General features: G+C 62.2%; 15 protein-coding genes. 12 read left to right on the top strand and 3 right to left on the bottom strand.

The genetic code is table 11. The features are described 5' to 3' along the window. Window positions 1-21 precede the first annotated feature (21 nt). From fbaA to ABEA23_RS07450, 10 genes are all read left to right on the top strand, one after another. Window positions 22-1,044: a class II fructose-bisphosphate aldolase gene (gene fbaA, locus ABEA23_RS07405; protein ID WP_044496104.1), complete on the top strand. Its 1,023-nt coding sequence runs from the start codon at window positions 22-24 to the stop codon at window positions 1,042-1,044. A gap of 143 nt (window positions 1,045-1,187) precedes the next feature. Further along, entirely contained in the window at window positions 1,188-2,015 is an 828-nt protein-coding gene (locus tag ABEA23_RS07410; protein ID WP_345477421.1) for an HAD family hydrolase, read from the top strand. Between the two features lie 245 nt (window positions 2,016-2,260). Next, a complete protein-coding gene (phnD, locus tag ABEA23_RS07415; RefSeq protein WP_345477422.1) occupies window positions 2,261-3,307 on the top strand; it encodes a phosphate/phosphite/phosphonate ABC transporter substrate-binding protein in 1,047 nt (348 codons plus the stop codon). Window positions 3,308-3,419: 112 nt separating this feature from the next. Continuing rightward, window positions 3,420-4,286 carry a phosphonate ABC transporter ATP-binding protein gene (gene phnC, locus ABEA23_RS07420; RefSeq protein ID WP_081652756.1) on the top strand — a complete coding sequence of 289 codons (867 nt, stop codon included), beginning with the start codon at window positions 3,420-3,422 and terminating at the stop codon, window positions 4,284-4,286. Then, complete coding sequence (locus ABEA23_RS07425; protein WP_345477423.1) at window positions 4,234-5,361, top strand: PhnE/PtxC family ABC transporter permease; 1,128 nt, start codon at window positions 4,234-4,236, stop codon at window positions 5,359-5,361. The genes phnC and ABEA23_RS07425 overlap by 53 nt, the downstream gene beginning before the upstream one ends. After that, window positions 5,358-6,599, top strand: a complete 1,242-nt coding sequence (phnE, locus tag ABEA23_RS07430) for a phosphonate ABC transporter, permease protein PhnE (RefSeq protein ID WP_345477424.1) — start codon at window positions 5,358-5,360, stop codon at window positions 6,597-6,599. The genes ABEA23_RS07425 and phnE overlap by 4 nt, the downstream gene beginning before the upstream one ends. Window positions 6,600-6,703: 104 nt before the next feature. Then, entirely contained in the window at window positions 6,704-7,126 is a 423-nt protein-coding gene (locus ABEA23_RS07435) for a DUF3151 domain-containing protein (protein WP_345477425.1), read from the top strand. Between the two features lie 111 nt (window positions 7,127-7,237). After that, window positions 7,238-7,891: a thymidine kinase gene (locus tag ABEA23_RS07440; protein ID WP_345477427.1), complete on the top strand. Its 654-nt coding sequence runs from the start codon at window positions 7,238-7,240 to the stop codon at window positions 7,889-7,891. 381 nt (window positions 7,892-8,272) lie between these two features. Then, complete coding sequence (locus ABEA23_RS07445; RefSeq protein WP_345477429.1) at window positions 8,273-13,228, top strand: CshA/CshB family fibrillar adhesin-related protein; 4,956 nt, start codon at window positions 8,273-8,275, stop codon at window positions 13,226-13,228. Continuing rightward, window positions 13,225-13,668 carry a hypothetical protein gene (locus ABEA23_RS07450; RefSeq protein WP_345477430.1) on the top strand — a complete coding sequence of 148 codons (444 nt, stop codon included), beginning with the start codon at window positions 13,225-13,227 and terminating at the stop codon, window positions 13,666-13,668. Before ABEA23_RS07445 ends, ABEA23_RS07450 begins: the two co-directional genes overlap by 4 nt. A gap of 64 nt (window positions 13,669-13,732) precedes the next feature. Here ABEA23_RS07450 and ABEA23_RS07455 read toward each other — a convergent pair whose 3' ends face one another. Next, window positions 13,733-14,815 (bottom strand): SDR family oxidoreductase, encoded by a 1,083-nt coding sequence (locus ABEA23_RS07455; RefSeq protein ID WP_345477431.1) that lies wholly within the window; start codon window positions 14,813-14,815, stop codon window positions 13,733-13,735. 113 nt (window positions 14,816-14,928) lie between these two features. On the opposite strand from ABEA23_RS07455, the gene ABEA23_RS07460 reads away from it, so the two are divergent. Beyond that, on the top strand, window positions 14,929-16,218 hold the full coding sequence (locus ABEA23_RS07460; protein ID WP_345477432.1) for an adenylosuccinate synthase: 1,290 nt from the start codon (window positions 14,929-14,931) through the stop codon (window positions 16,216-16,218). Between the two features lie 234 nt (window positions 16,219-16,452). Next, window positions 16,453-19,398 (top strand): LuxR C-terminal-related transcriptional regulator, encoded by a 2,946-nt coding sequence (locus ABEA23_RS07465; protein ID WP_345477433.1) that lies wholly within the window; start codon window positions 16,453-16,455, stop codon window positions 19,396-19,398. Between the two features lie 16 nt (window positions 19,399-19,414). Here ABEA23_RS07465 and ABEA23_RS07470 read toward each other — a convergent pair whose 3' ends face one another. Further along, entirely contained in the window at window positions 19,415-19,792 is a 378-nt protein-coding gene (locus tag ABEA23_RS07470) for a flagellar assembly protein FliW (protein ID WP_345477434.1), read from the bottom strand. Beyond that, window positions 19,789-20,676: a flagellar hook-associated protein FlgL gene (flgL, locus tag ABEA23_RS07475; RefSeq protein ID WP_345477435.1), complete on the bottom strand. Its 888-nt coding sequence runs from the start codon at window positions 20,674-20,676 to the stop codon at window positions 19,789-19,791. The genes ABEA23_RS07470 and flgL overlap by 4 nt, the downstream gene beginning before the upstream one ends. Window positions 20,677-20,686: the final 10 nt, after the last annotated feature.

Here is a 20,686-nt window from a genome sequence, read left to right on the forward strand (position 1 = left end):
ACAACCGAATGGAGTTCTTCCGTGGCCATTGCAACACCGGATAAGTACAACGAGATGATCGATGCCGCCAAGGCCGGCGGCTACGCCTTCCCGGCGGTGAACGTCACCAGCTCCCAGACGCTCAACGCCGCCATCCGCGGCTTCGCCGAGGCTGAGTCAGACGGCATCATTCAGGTCTCCACCGGCGGTGCCGCCTACTGGTCCGGCCCCTCCATCAAGGACATGGTGGCTGGTTCGCTGGGCTTCGCCGCCTTCGCCAAGGAGGTCGCCAAGAACTACGGCGTGAATATCGCCCTGCACACCGATCACTGCCCGAAGGACAAGCTGGACGGTTTTGTGCTGCCGCTGCTGGAGGCCTCCGAGGCTGAGGTGAAGGCTGGCCGGGACCCCATCTTCAACTCCCATATGTGGGACGGCTCCGCAGAGACCCTGGAGGAGAATCTGCGGATTGCCGCTGAGCTGCTTGAGCGCACTGCGGCTGCCAAGCAGATCCTCGAAGTGGAGATCGGCACCGTCGGCGGTGAAGAGGACGGTGTGGAGAACGAGATCAATGAAAAGCTCTACACCACTGTGGAGGACGCCGTCGCCACCCTTGAGGCCCTCGGCACTGGCGATAAGGGCCGCTACATCACCGCGTTGACCTTCGGCAACGTGCACGGGGTCTACAAGCCCGGCAACGTGAAGCTGCGCCCGGAGATCCTGAAGGACATCCAGGAGCAGACCGCCCAGAAGTTCGGCAAGGAGAACCCCTTCGATCTGGTCTTCCACGGTGGCTCCGGCTCTACTGAGCAGGAGATCGCCGATGCTGTGAGCTTCGGTGTCATCAAGATGAACATCGACACCGACACCCAGTACGCCTTCACCCGCCCGGTGGCAGATCACATGCTGAAGAACTATGACGGCGTGCTGAAGGTCGACGGCGAGGTCGGCAATAAGAAGACCTACGACCCGCGCGTCTGGGGCGCCAAGGCCGAGGAGAACATGGCCGCTCGCATTGTCGAAGCCGCCCAGCAGCTGGGCAGCGCCGGCAAGTCCATCGGCTGAGACTCCCGGTTCATTTCGCCGCACCACAGAGAATCCCATCGGTTGTTGCACCAGAACCCCATCACAGGGAGCTGACGGTCACGATCGGTGGGATTCTTCTGTCTCGGCTCCCTGCTGCCCAATACATGTTGCGAAAGGCTGACGTGACACGCACCAAACTGCTCATCCTCGACTTCGACGGAACCCTCTGCCACGGCGATGACCCGGTGCTGGCCTATGCTGCTGAGGCCGATGCCATGCTGGCGGAACGGGGTCTAGGCCGGCAGCTGCGGCGCTCGGTCCGGGACATCACCGCAGAAGCCTTCGTCAGCAACCAGCTGTTGGTACCGGAGATCGCCTACGACGACGCCGGAGTGCCGCTGGCGGTGCTCGCTGACCGGGCGGCGGCCCAGGAGACTGCTGCGCAGGACACCGCGAAACCACACCCCGTCTCCTGGCCGCTGCAGGACGGCTACCAGCTGGTACAGCTGCTGGCCCAGCAAGCAGGTCTGAGCGCGGCCGAAACTGGACTGGCATTCCGTGCGGCCCGTCGTCGGCTGATCAGCCAGGGGTTGGCGCATTCAGATGTGCACGCTCCTGAAGGCGTGGATCAGTTACTCCAGGAGCTTCGCGAATCCGCCGTCGTCGTTCTTATCTCCAACTCACCGGCCGAGGGCTTCGAGCCCTGGCTTCAGGTACTGGGTCTGGAAGGTGCCTTTGACGCGGTGATCAACGGTGCGGGCAAACCCTTCGGTATGCCTGCTGCGGTTGAGCAGGCCTGCGCTGGAACTGCGCATCCGGTGGCTGCCCGGGACATTCTCTCGGTGGGGGATATCTGGCTCAATGATCTGGCCTATGTTGATGAACTGGGTGGGACCACCGTGCTCATTGACCGATTCGGCACCGGGCTGGGGGCGCCCACACACAGGGTTGCCACCTTCGAGGCCGCTGCCTCGGCGATGCGGGCCTGGGCACAGTCCTCAGCGGAATGATGAGAGCGCCCTGTGCCAAGGAGCTGTGGCGCAGAGGGCACCAGCCCATCACCGGCAGCGGAACGTTAAGTAAACATCTGGTGAACTAGGGCTTCCCAGCTTGTGACCAGGTTTAGTGCGTCCTAGGCTGACATGGAGCCCCTGCTTTAGCTGCGGGCCCCGCCGATGAGGGGTTTCGGCAAGAATCCGGTCCTCGGCACCGCACCTGCACCTTGCATCTTGATAGAACTTAAGGAAGTTCCCATATGCGTATGAAGACCAAGTCCGCCTTCGCGCTGGCTGGCGTTCTGTCCCTGACTCTCGCCGGCTGTGCCGGCGATGAGGGAGACGTCACCGGCAACGACGCCGAGGAGACCGAGGCCGCAGAGACCCCTGCCGGTGATACTGCAGACATCACTTCGGTGGACTCCATCACCATCGGCCTGGTGCCTGCCACTGACTCCGCCACTGAGGCCGAGGAGGACAACGCCAACGCTCTGGCCGAGCAGCTCTCCGAGGCTCTGGGCGGCTTCGACGTGGAGATCTTCTTCGCTGATTCTTACCAGACCGTCATCCAGGGCATGCAGTCCGGTGACGTGCAGCTGCTGATGTCCGGCCCGATCGGCATGATCCAGGCTGAGGACGAGGTTGGCGGCACTCCGATCCTGCAGTCCATCCGCTACGGCTCTGATACCTATGTGACTCAGTGGTTCACCAATGACCCTGACACCTACTGCCTGGATGAGGTTGTCCAGAACGAAGAGGGTTACTCCTTCTGCAACGGCATCTACGATGAAGACAGCGGCGAATTCGCCGACTACGGACCGGTCGGCCAGGACGCCCTGGAGCTGATCGAGGACGGCACTGCAGTGGCCTACGTGGATGAGGGCTCGGCATCCGGCTTCTACTTCCCGCAGACCCAGCTCAACGAGCTCGGCGTGGAGGTCGACGCCCAGTTCGCCGGCGGCCACGACGCCTCCGTGCAGGCTGTGTACAACGGTGACTTCACCATTGGCACCTCCTTCGATGACGCCCGCTCCAACATCGCTGAGGAGAACCCCGATGTGGGCGAGGAGCTCGTGGTGTTCGCCTGGGCCGGCCCCATCCCGAATGACGGAATCGTGGCATCGCCAGAATTCAACGAGGATGAGCTGCAGGTCATCAGCGACGCCTTCCTGAGCTTCGCTGAGTCCGGCGACCTCGACGAGGGCGACCCGCTCTACGATGTCTACGAGATCAACGGCCTGGCTCCTGCTGACGAAGACGCGCTGGACGTGGCTCGCCAGGTCTACGTCAACTTCGGCGATCAGTGAACCTGAGCTTTTAGCAGCTCACCTTTTGAGAGGAATCGCCTGACATACTCAGGGTGCGGATCGTGGCACAGCGCTCACGGTCCGCACCTGCGAGTAATGCAGGACTTTCATCATGATTACGTTTGAGAACGTCGATGTGGTCTACCCCAACGGGTTCAAAGGCCTCAGCAGCGTCAACCTGGATATCAAGCAGGGCGAGTTCGTGGCCATCATCGGTCTCTCCGGTGCCGGCAAATCCACGCTGATCCGTGCTGTCAATGGGCTGGTTCCCTACACCGGCGGCACCCTGACCGTGGGTGACACCGTGGTGGACCCGCGCAATAAGTCCAAGCTGCGTCAGCTGCGCGCCCGGGTCGGCATGATCTTCCAGCAGTTCAACAACGTCGGCCGCATCAGCGTTCTCAATAACGTGCTCATCGGTCGCTCCGCCGCGACCCCCACCTGGCGTTCCCTCATCGGCTGGTACGGTGCCGAAGACAAAGAGATCGCCTTCCAGTCCCTGGAACGGGTGGGCATTGTGGACAAAGCCTACAACCGGGCCTCCGCGCTCTCGGGCGGCCAGCAGCAGCGTGTGGCCATCGCCCGTGTGCTCGCTCAGGACCCCGAGGTGATCCTGGCGGACGAGCCGGTAGCCTCGCTGGATCCGCCGACCGCCCGCCAGGTTCTCGGGGACCTACGCCGAATCCAGCAGGATCTCGGCATCACCTGCATCGTGAATATGCACCATCTAGACCTGGCCCGGGACTACGCCGACCGGATCATCGGTATGCGCGGGGGCGAAGTGGTCTTCGACGGCCCCACCGCCGAAGCTACCGACTCGGTCATCGAAGAGGTCTACCAGCGCTCGCTGACCGCCGAGGACGTCGCGGCAGTCGAAGTGCCGGTGAAGCTAGATGAGCTGGCCCCGGCCGCAGACGATGACCTCCATGCGGCAACAGCAGATCCCGCCGCTGGTGGCGAAACGGGCGGGAAGCCCTGAGGTGACCGCCGTCGTCGAGCCAAGCACCTCCGCGGGGGCGCCGGCTGCTGTGCAGCGGCCTGAGCGTCCGCGGCCCCCGCTGCAGTCCTATCTGCTGCTGGCCCTGGTGGCCATCGCCGCCTTTGCTTTCTTCTGGTGGACAAGAGAAGACACCTCAGTGCTCTTCATTCCGCTGGGTTTCACCACGCTATGGGCACCGCAATGGCCACTTATCGGCTTCGCCGTGATGCTTGCGGTGCTGGTTCTCTGCTGGCTCACCCGCACCGGTGCCATGGCGGCTTTCGGTGCACTGGCCGTAGTGATCATGAGCTACTGGGCCGCTGCCAGCATCTACTTCCTGGACCGGATCGTGGAGGTTCCGCAGCGCCTGACCGCGGGCAATACCCGTGACCAGCTGCTGGGCTACCTCAACCCGGACTGGAGCTACCTGCTCTTCTCCAATGTTGCCGGCACCTCACGCCCCATCTGGGGAGAATGGCTGATCACCCTCTGCATGGCCGTGGTGGCTACGCTCATCGGCTGCTTCATCGGCCTGCTGCTGGCCATGCTGGCCTCACCGGTGTCCAGCCCGAATAAGGCCACCAGCCAGACGGTCAAGGCCATCAACTCCGTGGTCCGCTCCATCCCGGATGTGGGCTGGGCGCTGCTCTTTGCCGCATTCATCGGCGGTACCGCCTACGGACTCGGAGCCCTGGCTGCGGTGCTGGCGCTGATCATGTTCAACATCGGCATTGTGGCCAAACTGCTGGGCGAGTCGGTGGACGCCGTCGCGCTCGGTCCGTTGGAAGCAGCCGACGCCGCCGGTGCCAACCTGGTCCAGCGCGACCGTGTGGCAGTCCTGCCAGCAGTCATGCCGAGCTTCGTCTCCTACAGCCTCTACGTCTTTGAACTGAATATCCGTGCCTCCGCAGCCCTGGGTGTTGTCGGGGTGGCCGGTATCGGTGGCGAGCTCAGCCGTCAGATCGGACGCATGTCGCAGGGCTATGAGAATGTCGGTGCCATCCTGTGGGCGCTGGTCCTGGTGGTCCTGCTTGTCGACCTGCTGTCCATGTGGATTCGGAGGAAGCTGCTGTGAGCACCGGATACAAAATTGCAGCAGCCCTGGCAGGATCTGTGCTGCTGGCAGCCGGCTCCTTCCTGCTGAGCTACGCACCGGCAGCTGAATCCTCAGATGTCTTCCGCCGGGCGATGCTGGGCAGTGCCGCCGGCGCCGCCGTCGTCGCGTGTGGTCTTGCCATCTTTGGTCTGGCGTATCTGGGCACTACTAAGCAGCGCCGTGCCGAGACGCAGCGAGTAGCGCAGGGTCGGGAAGGTTACGCGCCGGACCGGTTGGATATGCGTCCGGTGAAGCCCAGCAAGTTCCTCTACAACATGGCGCTCATCTTCGTGGGCGTGGTCTTTGTGTCCTCTGCCGCCGGTACGGGCATGACCCTGAGCGCCCTGCTGGACATGCCGGCCCGGATCTGGGACTACACCACGCAGATGGTGGCCGGAGTGGCGCAGATTCCGGACGAAGAGGCGCGTGATGCCTGGTCTTCGGCCTTCGACGCGATGCTGGAGTCGGTGGCGATCGCCTGGATCGGCACCATCGTGGGCGCGCTCTTCTCACTGCCCTGCGGCATCCTCGCGGCCCGGAACATGACGCCGCTGGCGATCTACATCCCCATGCGCTTCATTCTCTCGATCATCCGCGCAGTGCCGGAGCTCGTGTTCGCCGTCGCGATCTTCATCCCGCTGCTGGGTGTGGGACCAGCTCATATGGGTGGTGCCATGGCCGGTGCCTTCGCACTGGGCATCAGCTCCATCGGTACGCTCTCGAAGCTGATCTCCGAAACGATCGAAGGCGTGGACCCGGGGCCATTGGAAGCATCGCGAGCCTCCGGCGCCACCCACGCGCAGATGATCCGCTGGGCGGTGCTGCCGCAGGTGATGCCTGAGGTGATCGCCATCTGGCTCTACCGTTTTGAGGTCAACATCCGTGCCTCCGCTATCCTTGGCGCGCTCGGTGCCGGTGGTATCGGTCGTCTGATCAGCCCGCCCAACGGTCTTTTCGGGCAGCGTCCCTACGACTGGGAAGCCATCGGCATCACACTGTTCGTCATTATTGCCATCACCATGGTGGTGGACCAGGTGTCCGGATTTGTCCGTCACCGGGTCATCCATGGGGCCACAGTGCGGCAGAAGCGCCGCGGCTTCGGTGGCCGGGGGAGAAGGGACCCGGGTGGTCCAGGAGGCCACGACGACGGGTCAGGCTCTCCGCAGGGCGGGGTGAACCTCACCGAGGCCCGCGCTGAGGCTACCGCGGCGCGCTGAGCAGCCTGGATAAAGGCTCCAGGTAGCGATAAGCCCGGAGCAGATCGTGGCATGTACCGTCACGTACCGCTTCAGTAGGCATAGGACGGTTTAGGCTTAGGCGCATGAGCATTCTTGGTCGTAACCTGATGGAGCCCGAACCCACTCTGCTGCCTGCTGAGCCGGAGGTGACTGAGTCTCTGGCCGCCGGTGAGGAACCGGTAGATCTGGCTGCCGAGCACCCCACCTCATCGCTGGTGTGGGCGCTGCTAGGTGAGGACGCTCTGGATCAGGGCTACACCGTGGAGGGCTACGCCTACGCGCGTGTGGGCTACCACCGCGGGTTAGACTCCCTGCGCAAAGCCGGCTGGCGCGGATCCGGCCCGGTGCCGTGGAGCCATGAGTCTAACCGTGGATTCCTGCGGGCCCTGGCTGCTCTGGGGCAGGCGGCTGCCGCTATCGGCGAAACTGACGAGGTGGTCCGTATCCAGAAGTTCCTCAACGACTGCGACCCGCAGGCCGCTGAAGAGATCACCAAGATTCGCTGACCAGTACTCTCTACCGCTATCGGGGCCTTCTCACGCGCAGTGTTTCAGCACAAATGCCCCTCAAGCAACAGCTGCCCACCGCTTAAACCGAAAAGAGATACCAGTACTCACGTGGCCAAACTGTATTTCCGCTACGGCGCAATGAATTCCGGCAAGTCCACCGGACTGCTGCAGGCAGCGTTTAACTATGAGGAGCGCGGGCAGCGCGTGCTGCTGGCCAAGCCGGCCCTGGACACCAAGGGCGCTGAAGAGATCGTTTCCAGGTTGGGCGTCACCCGGGAAGTGGACTTCTTGGTCCCTGCGCAGGCTGACCTTCGGGAACTTTTCCGTCGTCATGCCGAGGTTGATTCCGAAGGCACGCTGCTAGAGGGATTGGGCGATGAGGACGCGGGGTCTGGCCAACGGGACATCAAACCGGTGGCCTGCCTGCTGGTGGATGAGGCGCAGTTCCTGAGCCCCGCACAGGTCGATGACCTTCTGCGCATTGCAGTCCTGGACGGCGTCCCTGTGCTTGCCTATGGGATCCGCACCGATTTCCGCACCAAATCTTTCCCTGGTTCAGCCCGGCTGATGGATCTTGCGCACTCGCTGGAGGAGTTGAAGACCATCTGCCGCTGTGGACGCAAAGCCGTGTTCAACACCCGCCGCGCGGGTGGGGCGATCATCTTCGACGGCGATCAAGTCGCCATTGACGGCGAGGATGTCTGGTACGAATCACTCTGCGCAGCTTGCTATCTGGAAGCCTCGGGCGGTCGGCTCGGCTGAGACCCGGGCCCGACCGCCCCATCGCCACATGCCTCTTGAGAAACCGCAGTGGCGATCTGCTTACCGGCAACTTCACGTTACCTCAGCTGCCGAGTCCATCAGGGAGGCCGAACGGAGAGTCCTTTGTAGTGCTTGACGTGGTGAGGGTGAATTGAGGGTGAACCTTGGTGGTGCACCAGTTTTTATGGCTATTCGGCGGTTCCGCTCGGATACCGTGAATTTCCGCGGGTGTGCGCACTGTGGCTAAAGGGCAGTAGCCCTGGTCTTCACGATGAACTGAAGTCGACTTTCAAGTCGGTGAGTACGGGAACCGTTCTCCTTCAGTCGAGGCATCCGCTGTCTTCGGAACCACCTTGTTGAACCCACATAGATGGAGTCTTTATGACTGCCCGCCTTCGCCGATCACTCCGCGATGCCTGCAAGAAGTCGACGGATGTTGAAGTACACACCAAGCGTCGTCTCTTTAAGCCAGTCTCCCTGCTGGCCATAGCAGCGCTGGTCTTCGGCGGTATCCAGGCGTTTGATGTGTCCATAGCACCTGAAGCCGAGGCGACCTTCGCCACCGGGGGTTCGGGTCAGTATCAGGGACAGATTGACTGGCTGGAGTGGGGGAACCACGGGCAGCGCATCAATAACAATGACACTGCTAGCACTTCTCGTATCATCGACGGGCAGGAACTGATCACCACATGCACCATCAACGGCATCTCCAACCCACTTGAGGCATACCGCCCAGGGAACTGGCAGAATGATGGCTTACCGCACCTGTACAACATCGGCGGCACCGGGTCCGCGAACCGGCTCATCATCGGTTTGAGCAACAGCACCAACGCGCAGTTAGTGAACTTCGACTTTAGCTGTGGGGCCACTCTTGACGGGACCCCGGTCCCGATGGCCGGCCTAGTGATCGCCGACGCGGAGTCCAGCAATGTACAACAACGCGAATACGTCGAGGCTACGCCCCACCAGAGCGGTGTGCAGTGGCACCTCATTGAGCGTTTCCGTCAACCAGGCTGTAACCAGGGCGCCAATGCGATCGTCACCGGGGACACTCTGCGACTTTCCCCCCAAGGAGGAGAGTGCGCCGGCGGTGGGCCTATGGGAATCGCCTTCATGGAAGGCGCCACCGGCGCTAACGTGACCGTGCAGGGTGGAGGAAAGTCTGCAGTCGCCCTGGGCGTGGTGTTGGAAAGTGACTTCGGTGATGCCCCGGAGAGCTATGGATCGGCGGGTGCGCTGTACCAGAGCACATGGACTGGTGGTGAGCTGCCGCAGGGCACTACGTCGATTTTCGCTGCTGATACCGGGCTGTCCACTCCGCAGCTGCCCAGCAACACCCTGGGCGAGACAATCGACTCAGAGCCGGCGCCGATCTACAGCGATGACGCCCGCGGTGATGACAACGACAACCTCAATGACGAGGACGCTGTCGGTGACCTCGGCACTATCAACGTCCTGCCGGGCGGGACTTATGAACAGGATATTACCTGCCGCGGCAACGCTCCCGTGGCTGGTTGGATCGACTGGAACGGCAACGGCACGTTCGACGATGCGGAACGATCGAACACTACGAACTGTTCCGAGGGAGCCGCCATCCTGACGTGGGACGTTCCTATCGACGTCGTGCAGTCGGTGGACGGTGTCGCGAGTTTCATGCGGCTTCGTATGGCTGAAGATGCCGAACAGATTGCCGGACCGACCGGGATTTCCACCAGTGGTGAGGTCGAAGACCATCCTCTGATCATCCAGGCCCCAGTCACCAGCGTCGCACTCACTAAGACAGCGGCCCCCGCATCGGGCTCCGCAGTGAACGTTGGTGACACCATCGAATACACAGTCAGCGCTTCGAACGACAGCGCGTTTGGCATGGACCCTTATACCGTGGTGGATGATCTTTCGGGCGTCACCTCGTATGCAGATGTTGTCGAAGACAGCATCACCGCTACGGTCGACGATGAACCAGTCTTGGAAGACCCCGTATTCGACTCCGAGGCATCCCAGCTGACGTGGGGCGGTAACCTCGGTGCCGGACAAACGGTCACCATAACCTACGAGGTAGCTATCACTGGCATTCCGCCCGAAGGCGCCTTTTTGGCAAACAGTGTTTCGATCACCCAGGCGCAGGTTCCCGAAGGCACTCCGGATCCGGTACTTCCTGAGCCTGTCACCACCGAGCACACGGTCAACGAGCCCGCCTTCGAGCTTGAGAAGACAATCAGCGCCGGTGCCGGTGAAAACGTCAACCCGGGTGACACCCTTGAATACACCATTGAAGCGCGCAATACCGGTGAGACGAGCCTGGATGAGCTGGCGGTCAGCCTCGAGGACGACATCAATAATCTGCTGGACCTCGGCACGCTGGACGAGGAGAGCATCACAGCAACCATTAACGACCAGGACGCGGTTCCGGCAGTTGAATACACCGATGGCGTGCTCACCTGGGACGGTACTCTCGACAGCGGTGAAACGCTGGCCATCACATTCCAATACACTGTCGGAGCTCATGCCGCCGGGAATACTCTGAACAACACCGTCACCGGCTTGATCACTCCGCCCGGTGGCGAGAGCATCACACCTCCTCCATCTGAAGTGACCAACCCCGTCAACGAACCCGGCTTTGAGCTGGAAAAAACCGCCAATCCGCCCAGCGGCGAAGTAGTGAACCCCGGTGACACCATCACCTACACAGTGACAGGCTCCAACACCGGCGGGACTCCGCTGAGTCCTGTGACGGTCACCGACAACCTCAGTGCAGTGCTGAACAACGCCGCATTCGCGTTAGATGGAGATCCCGTTGCAACTGTCTACAATACAGACGGCACGGCTGCTGATGCACCCGTATCTTTGACTCCGAACGATGACGCTGAGATCTCCTGGTCAGACATACTTGTCGCTGGTCAATACGTCGAGATGACCTACACGGTGCAGATCGATGACGACGCTCAGGGCGAGACTCTGACCAATACCGCAAGCGGGGAAGCGACCCCGACCGGTGGTATCGACCCGTTCGATCCGGACGACGTCACCACCGAACACCCAGTGAACGATCCGCAGCTGACACTGGAGAAGACCAACAACGACGATGGTACTTCCGTGCTCGGTGATGAGGTGGAATATACCTTCACCTTGACCAACACGGGCAATGTTCCGCTGACCAATGTCAGCATCGATGATCCGCTCCATGGGTTGAGCGACCTCGTCTACGCCTGGCCTGGTGAAGCTGGTGTCCTCGCGCCCGGTGAACGGGTCACAGCAACCGCGACACTGACGCTGACACAGCAGCACATCAATGCTGGCTCAGTCGTCAACACAGCCACCGCCGCAGGCACGCCGCCTCCGATCTATAACCCTGCGGACCCGGAGAACCCGACCCCGCAGGACCCAGTGAGTCCTCCGCCTGCAGAGAGCGTGGTGGAACTGAACACCATCGCCTCCATCGAGCTAGTGAAGACTGGCGAACTTGATTCTGAAGAATCACCTGTATCCGCTGGCGATGTGTTGGACTACACCTTCACCATCACTAACAACGGCGATGTCACACTTACCGATGTCACCCTGAACGACTCACTGCTGGGTGGCGATATAGACCTCTCCAACGTCGAGTGGCCTAATGAAGATGCCCCTGGTGTGCTCCAACCAGGCGAGTCCATCACCATTGAGGTTCCCTATGAGCTGACTCAGGCCGATGTGAACTCCGGTGCAGTCATCAACACAGCCGTCACTGAGGGTACCTCGCCGGATGATGAACCGGTCACTGACAACGACGTGGCAACTGTCACCACCACTCAGGAGCCTGCGCTGCAGTTGGTGAAGTCCAGCAGCTATGACGGCGACGCTGTGGCTGGGGACGTGGTGGAGTACAGCTTCACTGCGACCAACACCGGCAACGTCACGCTGACCGAGGTGGTCATCACCGATGAGCTGGAAGGACTCTCTGAGCTGGTCTATGCCTGGCCTGGTGAGGTTGGTGTGTTAACGCCTGGTGAGTCGGTGACCGCTGTGGCTGAGTACACGCTGACTCAGGCTGATGTTGACGCCGGAGTTGTGGTGAACACCGCGACTGCTGACGGTACGCCTCCGGGTCAGGAGCCGTTGGTGCCGCCGTTCGATGAGTTTGTCACTGAGCTGCCGCAGAGCCCGAGCATGGACCTGGTTAAGAGCAGCTCTTACGAGGGTGATGCTGTGGCTGGGGACGTGGTGGAGTACCGCTTCGCCGCGACGAACACCGGCAACGTGACGCTGACCGATGTCAGCATCGCTGATGAGCTGGAAGGCGTGAGCAGCATTGAGTATGCCTGGCCTGGTGAGGCTGGGTTCCTGGCCCCTGGCGAGTCGGTGACCGCAACCGCTGAGTACACGCTGACTCAGGCTGACGTGGATAACGGTTCTGTGGTGAATGTCGCGACGGCAGAAGGGACCCCGCCGCCGTCGTTTAATCCGAATGACCCGCAGAATCCGATTCCGGGCGATCCGATCAGCCCACCGCCCGCTGAAGAGATCATTACACTGCCGCCGAGCCCGAGCATGACCCTGGAGAAGTCCAGTTCCTACTCCGGCAACGCCCACGCAGGGGATACCGTCGAGTACTCCTTCACCCTGACCAACACCGGCAACGTGACGCTGACCGATGCCAACATCACGGACCAGATGGACGGGTTGAGCGAGCTGGAGTTCAAATGGCCTGGTGAGGTTGGAGTCCTGGCTGCCGGTGAAACTGCAACAGCTGCCGCTGAGTACACTCTGACTCAGGCTGACGTGGATGCAGGGTCGTTGGATAACGTCGCGACCGCACAGGCCACACCGCCAGCGGGCGGCCCCGTGCTGACTCCACCTGCAGATGTCCGCATCCCGCTCGAGTCGGCCCCGGCCCTCGAACTGGAGAAGGACGGCGAACTCAACGGCGCCGCTGCTGCAGGCGAGACGATCACCTTCAGCTTCATCGGCACCAATACCGGTAATGTCACCCTGGCCGATGTAGTAATCGAGGATCCGCTGGAAGGCCTGAGTGATCTGGTCTACAGCTGGCCCGGCGAACCTGGGGTGCTGGCACCTGGTGACGTGGTCATCGCATCTGTTGACTACACCGTCACCGCCGCAGATGTGGAAGCTGGTGCGGTGCACAACGTGGCCACCATCGGCGCCACCCCACCGGAGGCCCCGGACGCGGGGGAGCCACCGAGTCCAGTCACCGATGAAGATGAGACCACCGTGAACATCGGCGGGCTGGCCATCACTGGCGCTTCCGTGGCATGGATTGCTCTGATTGCCGGCCTGGTGCTCTTGATGGGTACTGGGCTCATGCTGGCGAGACGCAACCGGAAAGGATCAACGGTATGAGTACCTCCCGAAGGGTAGCTGTAGCTGCTGCAGCAGTAGTAGTTGCAGCCACCGCGGTGGCCTGTAGTGGTCCCGGAGACGAACCTGGCGAAGGGACCGCTGGCAGTGGTGCGGCAATTGACGAGAAGGTCATCAATATGCCTGACCAGCCTGGGTCCGTTGAGGACTACGAAGGGGCCCGTGACGACGCGGAGGTGGGGGCCTGCGAGTCCCACGACGGGGTGCTGCAGGTCGAGGGGACTGTGACCAATCCTGAATCCGACGATCAGGACTATCGGGTCTACGTCTCAGCCATGGACGGCAACGAAACCATGGGCATCATCCAAGTGGACATCACCGGTGTCGCCGGTGGTGACGCTGCTGAGTGGCGGACTGAATTTCCACTCAGCGGCGTAGACCTCGACTGTGTCCTGCGTGTGGAGCGGTTCGCCTCACAATAAACATCGGCGCCCAAGAGCGAAGACGGTGCCACTTTTAAGTGTCGAGTCGCACCTGAGGTGCAACCTACCGGCTGCCAGTCTTCCTCTTTGGGGTGCTGCCCAGTCTGCTGAGGACAGTTTTGCCGGTCCTAGGGACCGCCGCCGCGGCCAGTGCTTTGCCGACCCCTACCGTCACCGGAACCACGACGACGGCGCCGGCAGTCAGTGCCGTACCTATCAGAACCCGGCGGCCCGCCTGCCGTTTGCGGCCACCCCAGCCGCCCTGAATGGTGGCTAGTTCCCGTGGGGCTGAGCGGTACAGGTTGCCGCTATTGGCTCGTGCTGGTTCTTGGCGAGAAAGGTGCTTCTTATCCACCTGGGCCGCCATGAAGTTCTCCACAGCAGCCGGCGTGGCGCGGTGCTGCATCACCATCTGCTTGGCACCGGGGCCCACCGGAATCTCGTGCCGAGGCTTCTTGGCTGCCTTCAGGACAGTGTCTGCTACCCGCTGAGGTGAGTAGACAGGAGGCATCGCCAGGATCTTGCGTCCGGTGTAGTTGGCGGCTTCGGAGAAGAACGGCGTGTCAACGGTGGCCGGCAGCACCGAGACTACGTGGACGTCGTCGCGCTTCTCCAGCGCTAGCTCTGAGCGGATACTCACTGAGAGAGCGTTAATGCCGGCTTTGGAGAGGGAGTAGGCGGCGGTGAAGGGCTGGGCCACCTCACCCACAATCGAGGAGATATTGATGAGCACGCCATGGTCTTGGCGCCGGAAGTGCTTCAGGGCCGCCCTGGTGCCGTGGACATAGCCCATGATGTTGACATCCAGTACGCGCCGGAAATCCTCTAAGGGTGTCTGGGACAGCGGACCGAAGACCGTCACTGCGGCATTATTGATCCAGACATCGAGCCGTCCGAAAGTCTCCACCGCACGGTCTGCCACGCGCTCGACGGACTCTGCTTCGGTGACGTCCACCGGCACCACGAGTGCGCGCACCCCGTGGCGGCGGCATTCGGAGGCTACCTCGCGTAGGGCCTCCTCACGCCGGGCAGCCAGCACCACGTTGGCCCCTGCGGCAGCAAAACGCAGTGCGGTGGCCCTGCCGATGCCGCTGGAGGCTCCCGTGATGACAACTGCAGAACCTCTGATCTTCGGTGATGTACCCATGGAGGACACGCTAGGTAGGGGTACTGGATAGTGGCTGGACTCTTCCTCGGCTTTCGCTCAGATGAGCTTGGTAGACTCCCTAAGGCCTTGATTCCAGTCTCGAGAGGACCCTTATGCCAGCCATCGTGATCGTCGGTGCCCAGTGGGGCGACGAAGGTAAGGGCAAGGCAACCGATCTCTTGGGATCGCGAGTCGATTATGTGGTGAAACCCAACGGCGGAAACAACGCCGGTCATACCGTGGTGGTCAATGGCGAGAAGTTTGAGCTGAAGCTCCTTCCTGCCGGCATTCTTTCCCCGAACGCCACCCCGGTCATCGGCAATGGCGTCGTCGTGAACTTAGAGGCGCTCTTCCAAGAGATCGATGGACTTGAGGCCCGCGGCGCGGACACCTCGCGGCTGAAGATCTCCGCCAACGCCCACCTGGTGGCCCCCTACCACCAGACCATGGACAAGGTCACCGAACGCTTCCTGGGTAAGCGTGCCATCGGCACTACTGGCCGCGGCATCGGCCCGGCCTACATGGACAAGGTGGGACGCCTGGGTATCCGAGTGCAGGACATCTTCGATGAGTCCATCCTGCGGCAGAAGATCGAAGGCGCGCTGCGGCAGAAGAACGAGCTGCTGGTCAAGCTCTACAACCGTCGCGCGATCACCGTTGATGAGATCGCTGAGCACTTCCTCTCCTACGCGGAGCGGCTCAAGCCCATGGTGGTGGACTCCACCATTCTGCTCAACGACGCGCTGGATGAGGGCAAAGTGGTGCTCATGGAGGGCGGACAGGCCACCTACCTCGACGTCGACCACGGCACCTACCCGTTTGTGACCTCCTCCAACCCCACCGCCGGCGGCGCCTCGGTGGGCTCGGGTATCGGCCCCACCCGCATCACCCGGTCCATCGGCATTGTGAAGGCCTACACCACCCGTGTGGGTGCTGGCCCGTTCCCCACTGAGCTCTTCGACGAGTGGGGCGAGTACCTGCAGAAGACCGGTGGTGAGTTCGGCGTCAATACCGGCCGGCCGCGCCGCTGCGGATGGTACGACGCCGTCATGGCCCGCTATGCCGCACGCATCAATGGCTTCACCGATTACTTCCTGACCAAGTTGGATGTGCTCACCGGTATCGAGGAGATCCCGGTATGCGTGGCCTATGAGATCGACGGCGTGACGTACGAGGAGATGCCGATGACTCAGACGGAGTTCCACCACGCGAAGCCGGTCTTTGAGTACCTGCCCGGCTGGACAGAGGACATCTCTGGGGCACGGACGCTGGAGGATCTGCCGGTCAATGCACGAGATTATGTGCTGCGGCTGGAGAAGCTCAGCGGTACCCAGTTCTCTGCAGTAGGCGTTGGCCCCGGCCGAGACCAGGTGATCCAGGTCCGCGACCTGATCGAAGGCTGAGCCCCTTTTACTCGATCGGCTATGCCCAGTCTCCGCGGCTTACGCCGAGGAATCTCCGTGTGACCTGCGGTTTTATAACTTCCACAGACCGCTGAGCGCGGCTGAGCATCCGTTGGTGGCAGGTAGGACCACAGGGCGGGTCCATTTATCGAGTTGTTACTCATCGTGCCTGGTGGCGCCCCTGTCCCGGGGATACTCTTGAACACACTTCGGGTGTATCTGAAAGGGGCACGTGTGCAGATCAACTCACCCATCATCGGCCGTGACGCAGAGCTGGAAGTGCTCACCGAAGCCGTGAAACGGGTGAGGGCCGGACGCAGCCACGTGGTCTTCCTCGAAGGCTTCGCCGGTGTAGGAAAAACACGGTTGCTCAGATATGGGCTTCAAGACTGCCGGGCCTGGCGCGAGATCAGCATCATCCTCGACCAGCAGCACACGCGGGATGACGGCTACGTTCTGCAGCGGATTGTGGACCTCTTCGGTGTGGCCTCAGAGTCCCTGTCGATCCCAGAACTGACGGTGGAAGCACAACGTCTGGCAGCTGCCATGCGCACTCCCACTGTTTTGACCATCGCCAATGCGCACTGGCTCGATGACGCCTCCGCGGAGGGGCTGTTGCGGCTCAGCGCAGCGATACACGAGTCACCGGTGCTGCTGATCCTCAGCGCCCAGCCCACAACGCGCAGCTCAGTGAGCAGACTGGCCAGCTTCGCCCGCAGCAACCTCCACGGAAGCTACCTGCTGCTGGAGCCCTATGGTCCATCTGAGGCTAAAGAGCTGCTGGCCGAGAAGCTCAACACCCCGATCGGGTCCAGCGTGGTGCAACGCGTGCTGAAGGAAACCGCTGGCTATCCGCTGCTCATCAGTGCGGTGGCCGAATACCTGTCTCGCACCCCGCTTGGTCAACGCAGCCTTCCGGAAGCGTTTTGCGCCATGTATGCCGGTGCAGAGTGGCAGCGAATGCGCAGAGCAGTTCGTGAGATTCTGCGCCAGGTGGATCAGTCCACTGCTCATGCCCTTGAACTAGTGGCTACGGCGCAAGCGCCGTTGTCCCGAGTGCAACTGGAACAGGCAGCCGGTCACCCCGTGGACTTGGCAGAACTGCTGGAAACCGGGCTGGTGGTCTGGGACGGCACCAGACTCGGTTATACACCGCGTAACCGGGTCGTCGCCCAGGCATTGACTGCGTTCCTGTCCTCCCAGGGGTTGGTGCGGATCCACCGCGAGCTGCTCAAGGTCGTCGCACCCTATGAATCCCTGTTCCACCGGACCGAGATCGTGCGGCTCATGCCTGAGGAGGATGAAGTCGAAAGTCTGACCGCGGAGCGTGCCCGGGCCGGCTGTGATGCACTGCGCCGCGGGGAGATCGGTGAAGCCCTGGATCACTTCCTGGCACGGGCGCGGCTGCGCTGTAACGAAGCGGCCGTGGCTGATCTTCTCACTGCCGCCGTTCCGCGGGGCCAGCTGATAGCCCTGGCGGAGTTCGAACTGCAGATTCGTAACCTCCCGGATGGCCCACTGCGCGCAGCGGGACTGGCGTTCCTGGCTCTGGGCAAGAACGACTACGACAGCTGCGTGATGCATCTAGAAGCCGTCGGCGCGGTTGACCGCAGGACTCCGGGGGCGCTGCTCTTCGCTGAGGCTGTGGCCGAGGCCGGCAGGAGCCTGGGACTGCGCGGAGATCACCAACGGCTGGCCACCGCCCCGCAGGTTGTGCTGGAGATGCTTCAGGACTGGCAAGCGCACCTTCAGGACATTGGCGCTCAGACCGCGGTGCCCAGCGCAGCTCACGAGGATTACGTCACCGTCGGCCAGCTCGCCGGACTCCATGCGCGAATCAGGCTGTGGGAGATCCTGGAGAACCGCGAACCTGAGGGCATGTGCGCAGCTGTCGGAAGAATTACCGAACTGCTCGAGGGCCTTCAGGGTCTCCCCGGTACTGAATTGGCTCAGGCGGAGCTGCGGGTGGGCCGGGCCAGCAGAAACCGCCAGTCGGGTCGTGCAGACCTTGCCTACGCAGATCTGAGCCGGGTCGACGCACTTCCGCCAGAACACGGCATTGCCCGCTATGCCGACCTCCAGCGTGCACTGGTTCTGCATGCTGCGGGCTACTGGGAGGAAGCTCTGCAGGTAATGGAGCATGCAGCGTCACGGGGACTGCTGGGAAGAGAAGATTCGAGTATTCTCACGCTCTATGCCGCCTTCGCAAGTCTCCTTCAGCAGCGAGGTCTCGGTGACCGGATTGCCGCGCTGATTGACGAGATCGCTTTGGTGAAGGTCGCCCACGGTGCAATAGTGAGCTCCGCCAGCGACTGGGCGCGGGTCTGCAAAGCCGATTGGGCCCAAGATCAAGAAGAAGCCCTACGTCTGCTGGCACGGATGTGTGACTCTTCCGGGAGTCGCTGGGAGCTCGGACTTGAACCGATCCTGCTCTACGCGCGAGCGGCGCACTACAGCGGGGCCGGAACAGTTATTTCGCAGCTGCGCCAGCGGATCGAGCGTGGAGAAGTGCCCACCGATCCAGAGATGTCCGCGCTACTGACGGCCTGGCTATGCGCCTATGAACATTGGTCGATGCAAGAACCCCTGCGCGCATGGAGCGCGTTCACAGAGGTGCTGGATACCACCGCTACCCTCCCGGGAATCAGGCCGGGTCAACCTGACGGCGGCGGCTTCAGGGTCCTGCGGGGCTACGCGGCCCTTGACCGAGCCATGCTGCTGTCCTACCACCCGGAGATGCTAGGTGAGTATCTGGATACCGCCGTCAACGAACTTGAATGGGCTCTGGTGCTTTATCGCAGCATAGGGGCATCTCACGCGGCAGAGTTGACCGAGGTCCAGCTGAAATCCCTCGCTCGACGTCGAGAGCCTGATCGGCCTGGGGAGCGCGAGGGCAGTGCAACGGTTCACGAGGCACCGCCCTCCGCAGTCTCCATCTCTGCCGGGGAGTCCCCGAGGGCGGATACCGGGCCTGTGCTGTGGGAGCTGAGCAAACGCGAACGCCAAGTGGCCATGCGGATCGCCGCAGGCGAGACGAATAAGGAGATCGCCCGCGGCCTCGGGGTCTCGGTCCGAACCGTTGATTACCACGTCAGTAATGTGCTGACCAAGCTCGGGTTGGGATCCCGGCGGCAGGTGCGCCAGATCATCCGTTCCGCCGCCCCGGGCATGGTGGCTTGATTCTGGCCCGCCGACTTCAGGCTGTGGGCAGAGCCAGTTCCTGGCGTACCGGATAGTCCTGCCCTTCAAGGATGACCTGGGCTCCAGAGCTGGTCACTGTATTGATCAGCACCGGAGCCAGCAGGTTGACGTGAATGGCGCCGTCGGAGCTGTTGACCACCAGCAGAGTTCGCAGTTCCTCCGTGGCGCCGGCTCCGAGATCCTTCAGATGCCGCTCCAGCCGTGGCGAGTAATCGGGCAGATGCACTCCCGGGTCCAGCAGAAACAGTCGAACTTCTGGCATCTCAGCAGAGTCCAATGAGTAGAGTCCCACCGCGCCTTGTACGTCGGAGAGCCGGAACGTACGCAGTGGAGCCAGCCCGGGCAGCGAATCGGGGAAAGAAAGTTCAGTCATCGCAAGTAGTCCATCAGTGACGTCTGCAGAATCCTTGCCGAGGATGCCAAAGCAGCCTGATAAGCAACTTCCTGGGTCTGCAGCTCCAACGCCGCGGATGCCAGATCCGCATCTTCGAGGGCACTGCGGCGAGTTTCCAGGGCGACTTTCTCGCTCACCAGTGACTCCTGGGTCCGCAACGCAGTGGCGTGGTTCGCGCCCACCACGGCCTGGACGGAGAGGATGCTGTCCATCCGTTCCTGCAGGGGTTCGAGGTGACCGGAGACTGGCTCTCCAGCGCGCAACTGGCCGGCGATGGTATCCAGAAGAGCGAAGATACTGTTCTCGCCGCTGCCGAATGCCGCTTCACCATCAGCATCCACTCGGATGGTGGTGGTGGGGCTGATGTTGCGCTGGACGGTATCGCCGGCAACTCCATGGTACTCGCCCTGCGGGCTGAAGGCTGAGGGTGCATCGGAGGTGCCGGCGAAGACGCTGCGACCGGCGAACTGGGTGTTCGCGGCGCTGAGCAGTCCATCCCGGATGGACTCCAGCTGAAGGGCGTAAGCCTCTCGGGCCTGTTCGTTCAGGGCACCATGATTGGAAGCGGCCAGCACGGTGTCGCGAGCCTGGTGCATCAGCGAGGTGGCCTCGCTGAGGGCATTATCAGCTGTGGAGAGCCAGCCATTGGCGTTATTGATATTGCGGCCGTGCTGGTCAGCGGCGCGCTGCTGAGCTCGGACAGCCATGGCCTCTGCAGCGGCTGTGGGGTCATCGCTGGGGCGGGTGAGTTCCTTCAGGCTGGAGGCCTTATCCTGCGCGGCGGCCAGTCGCTGCTGCGCAGCCTGGATATTGCGGTCCGCGGTGGACATCAGCGAGACAGTGGGGATCCGGTTGATCTGCATGGTGAGGGCT

Source organism: Nesterenkonia rhizosphaerae (genome assembly GCF_039544555.1).
GTDB classification, from domain to species: domain Bacteria; phylum Actinomycetota; class Actinomycetes; order Actinomycetales; family Micrococcaceae; genus Nesterenkonia; species Nesterenkonia rhizosphaerae.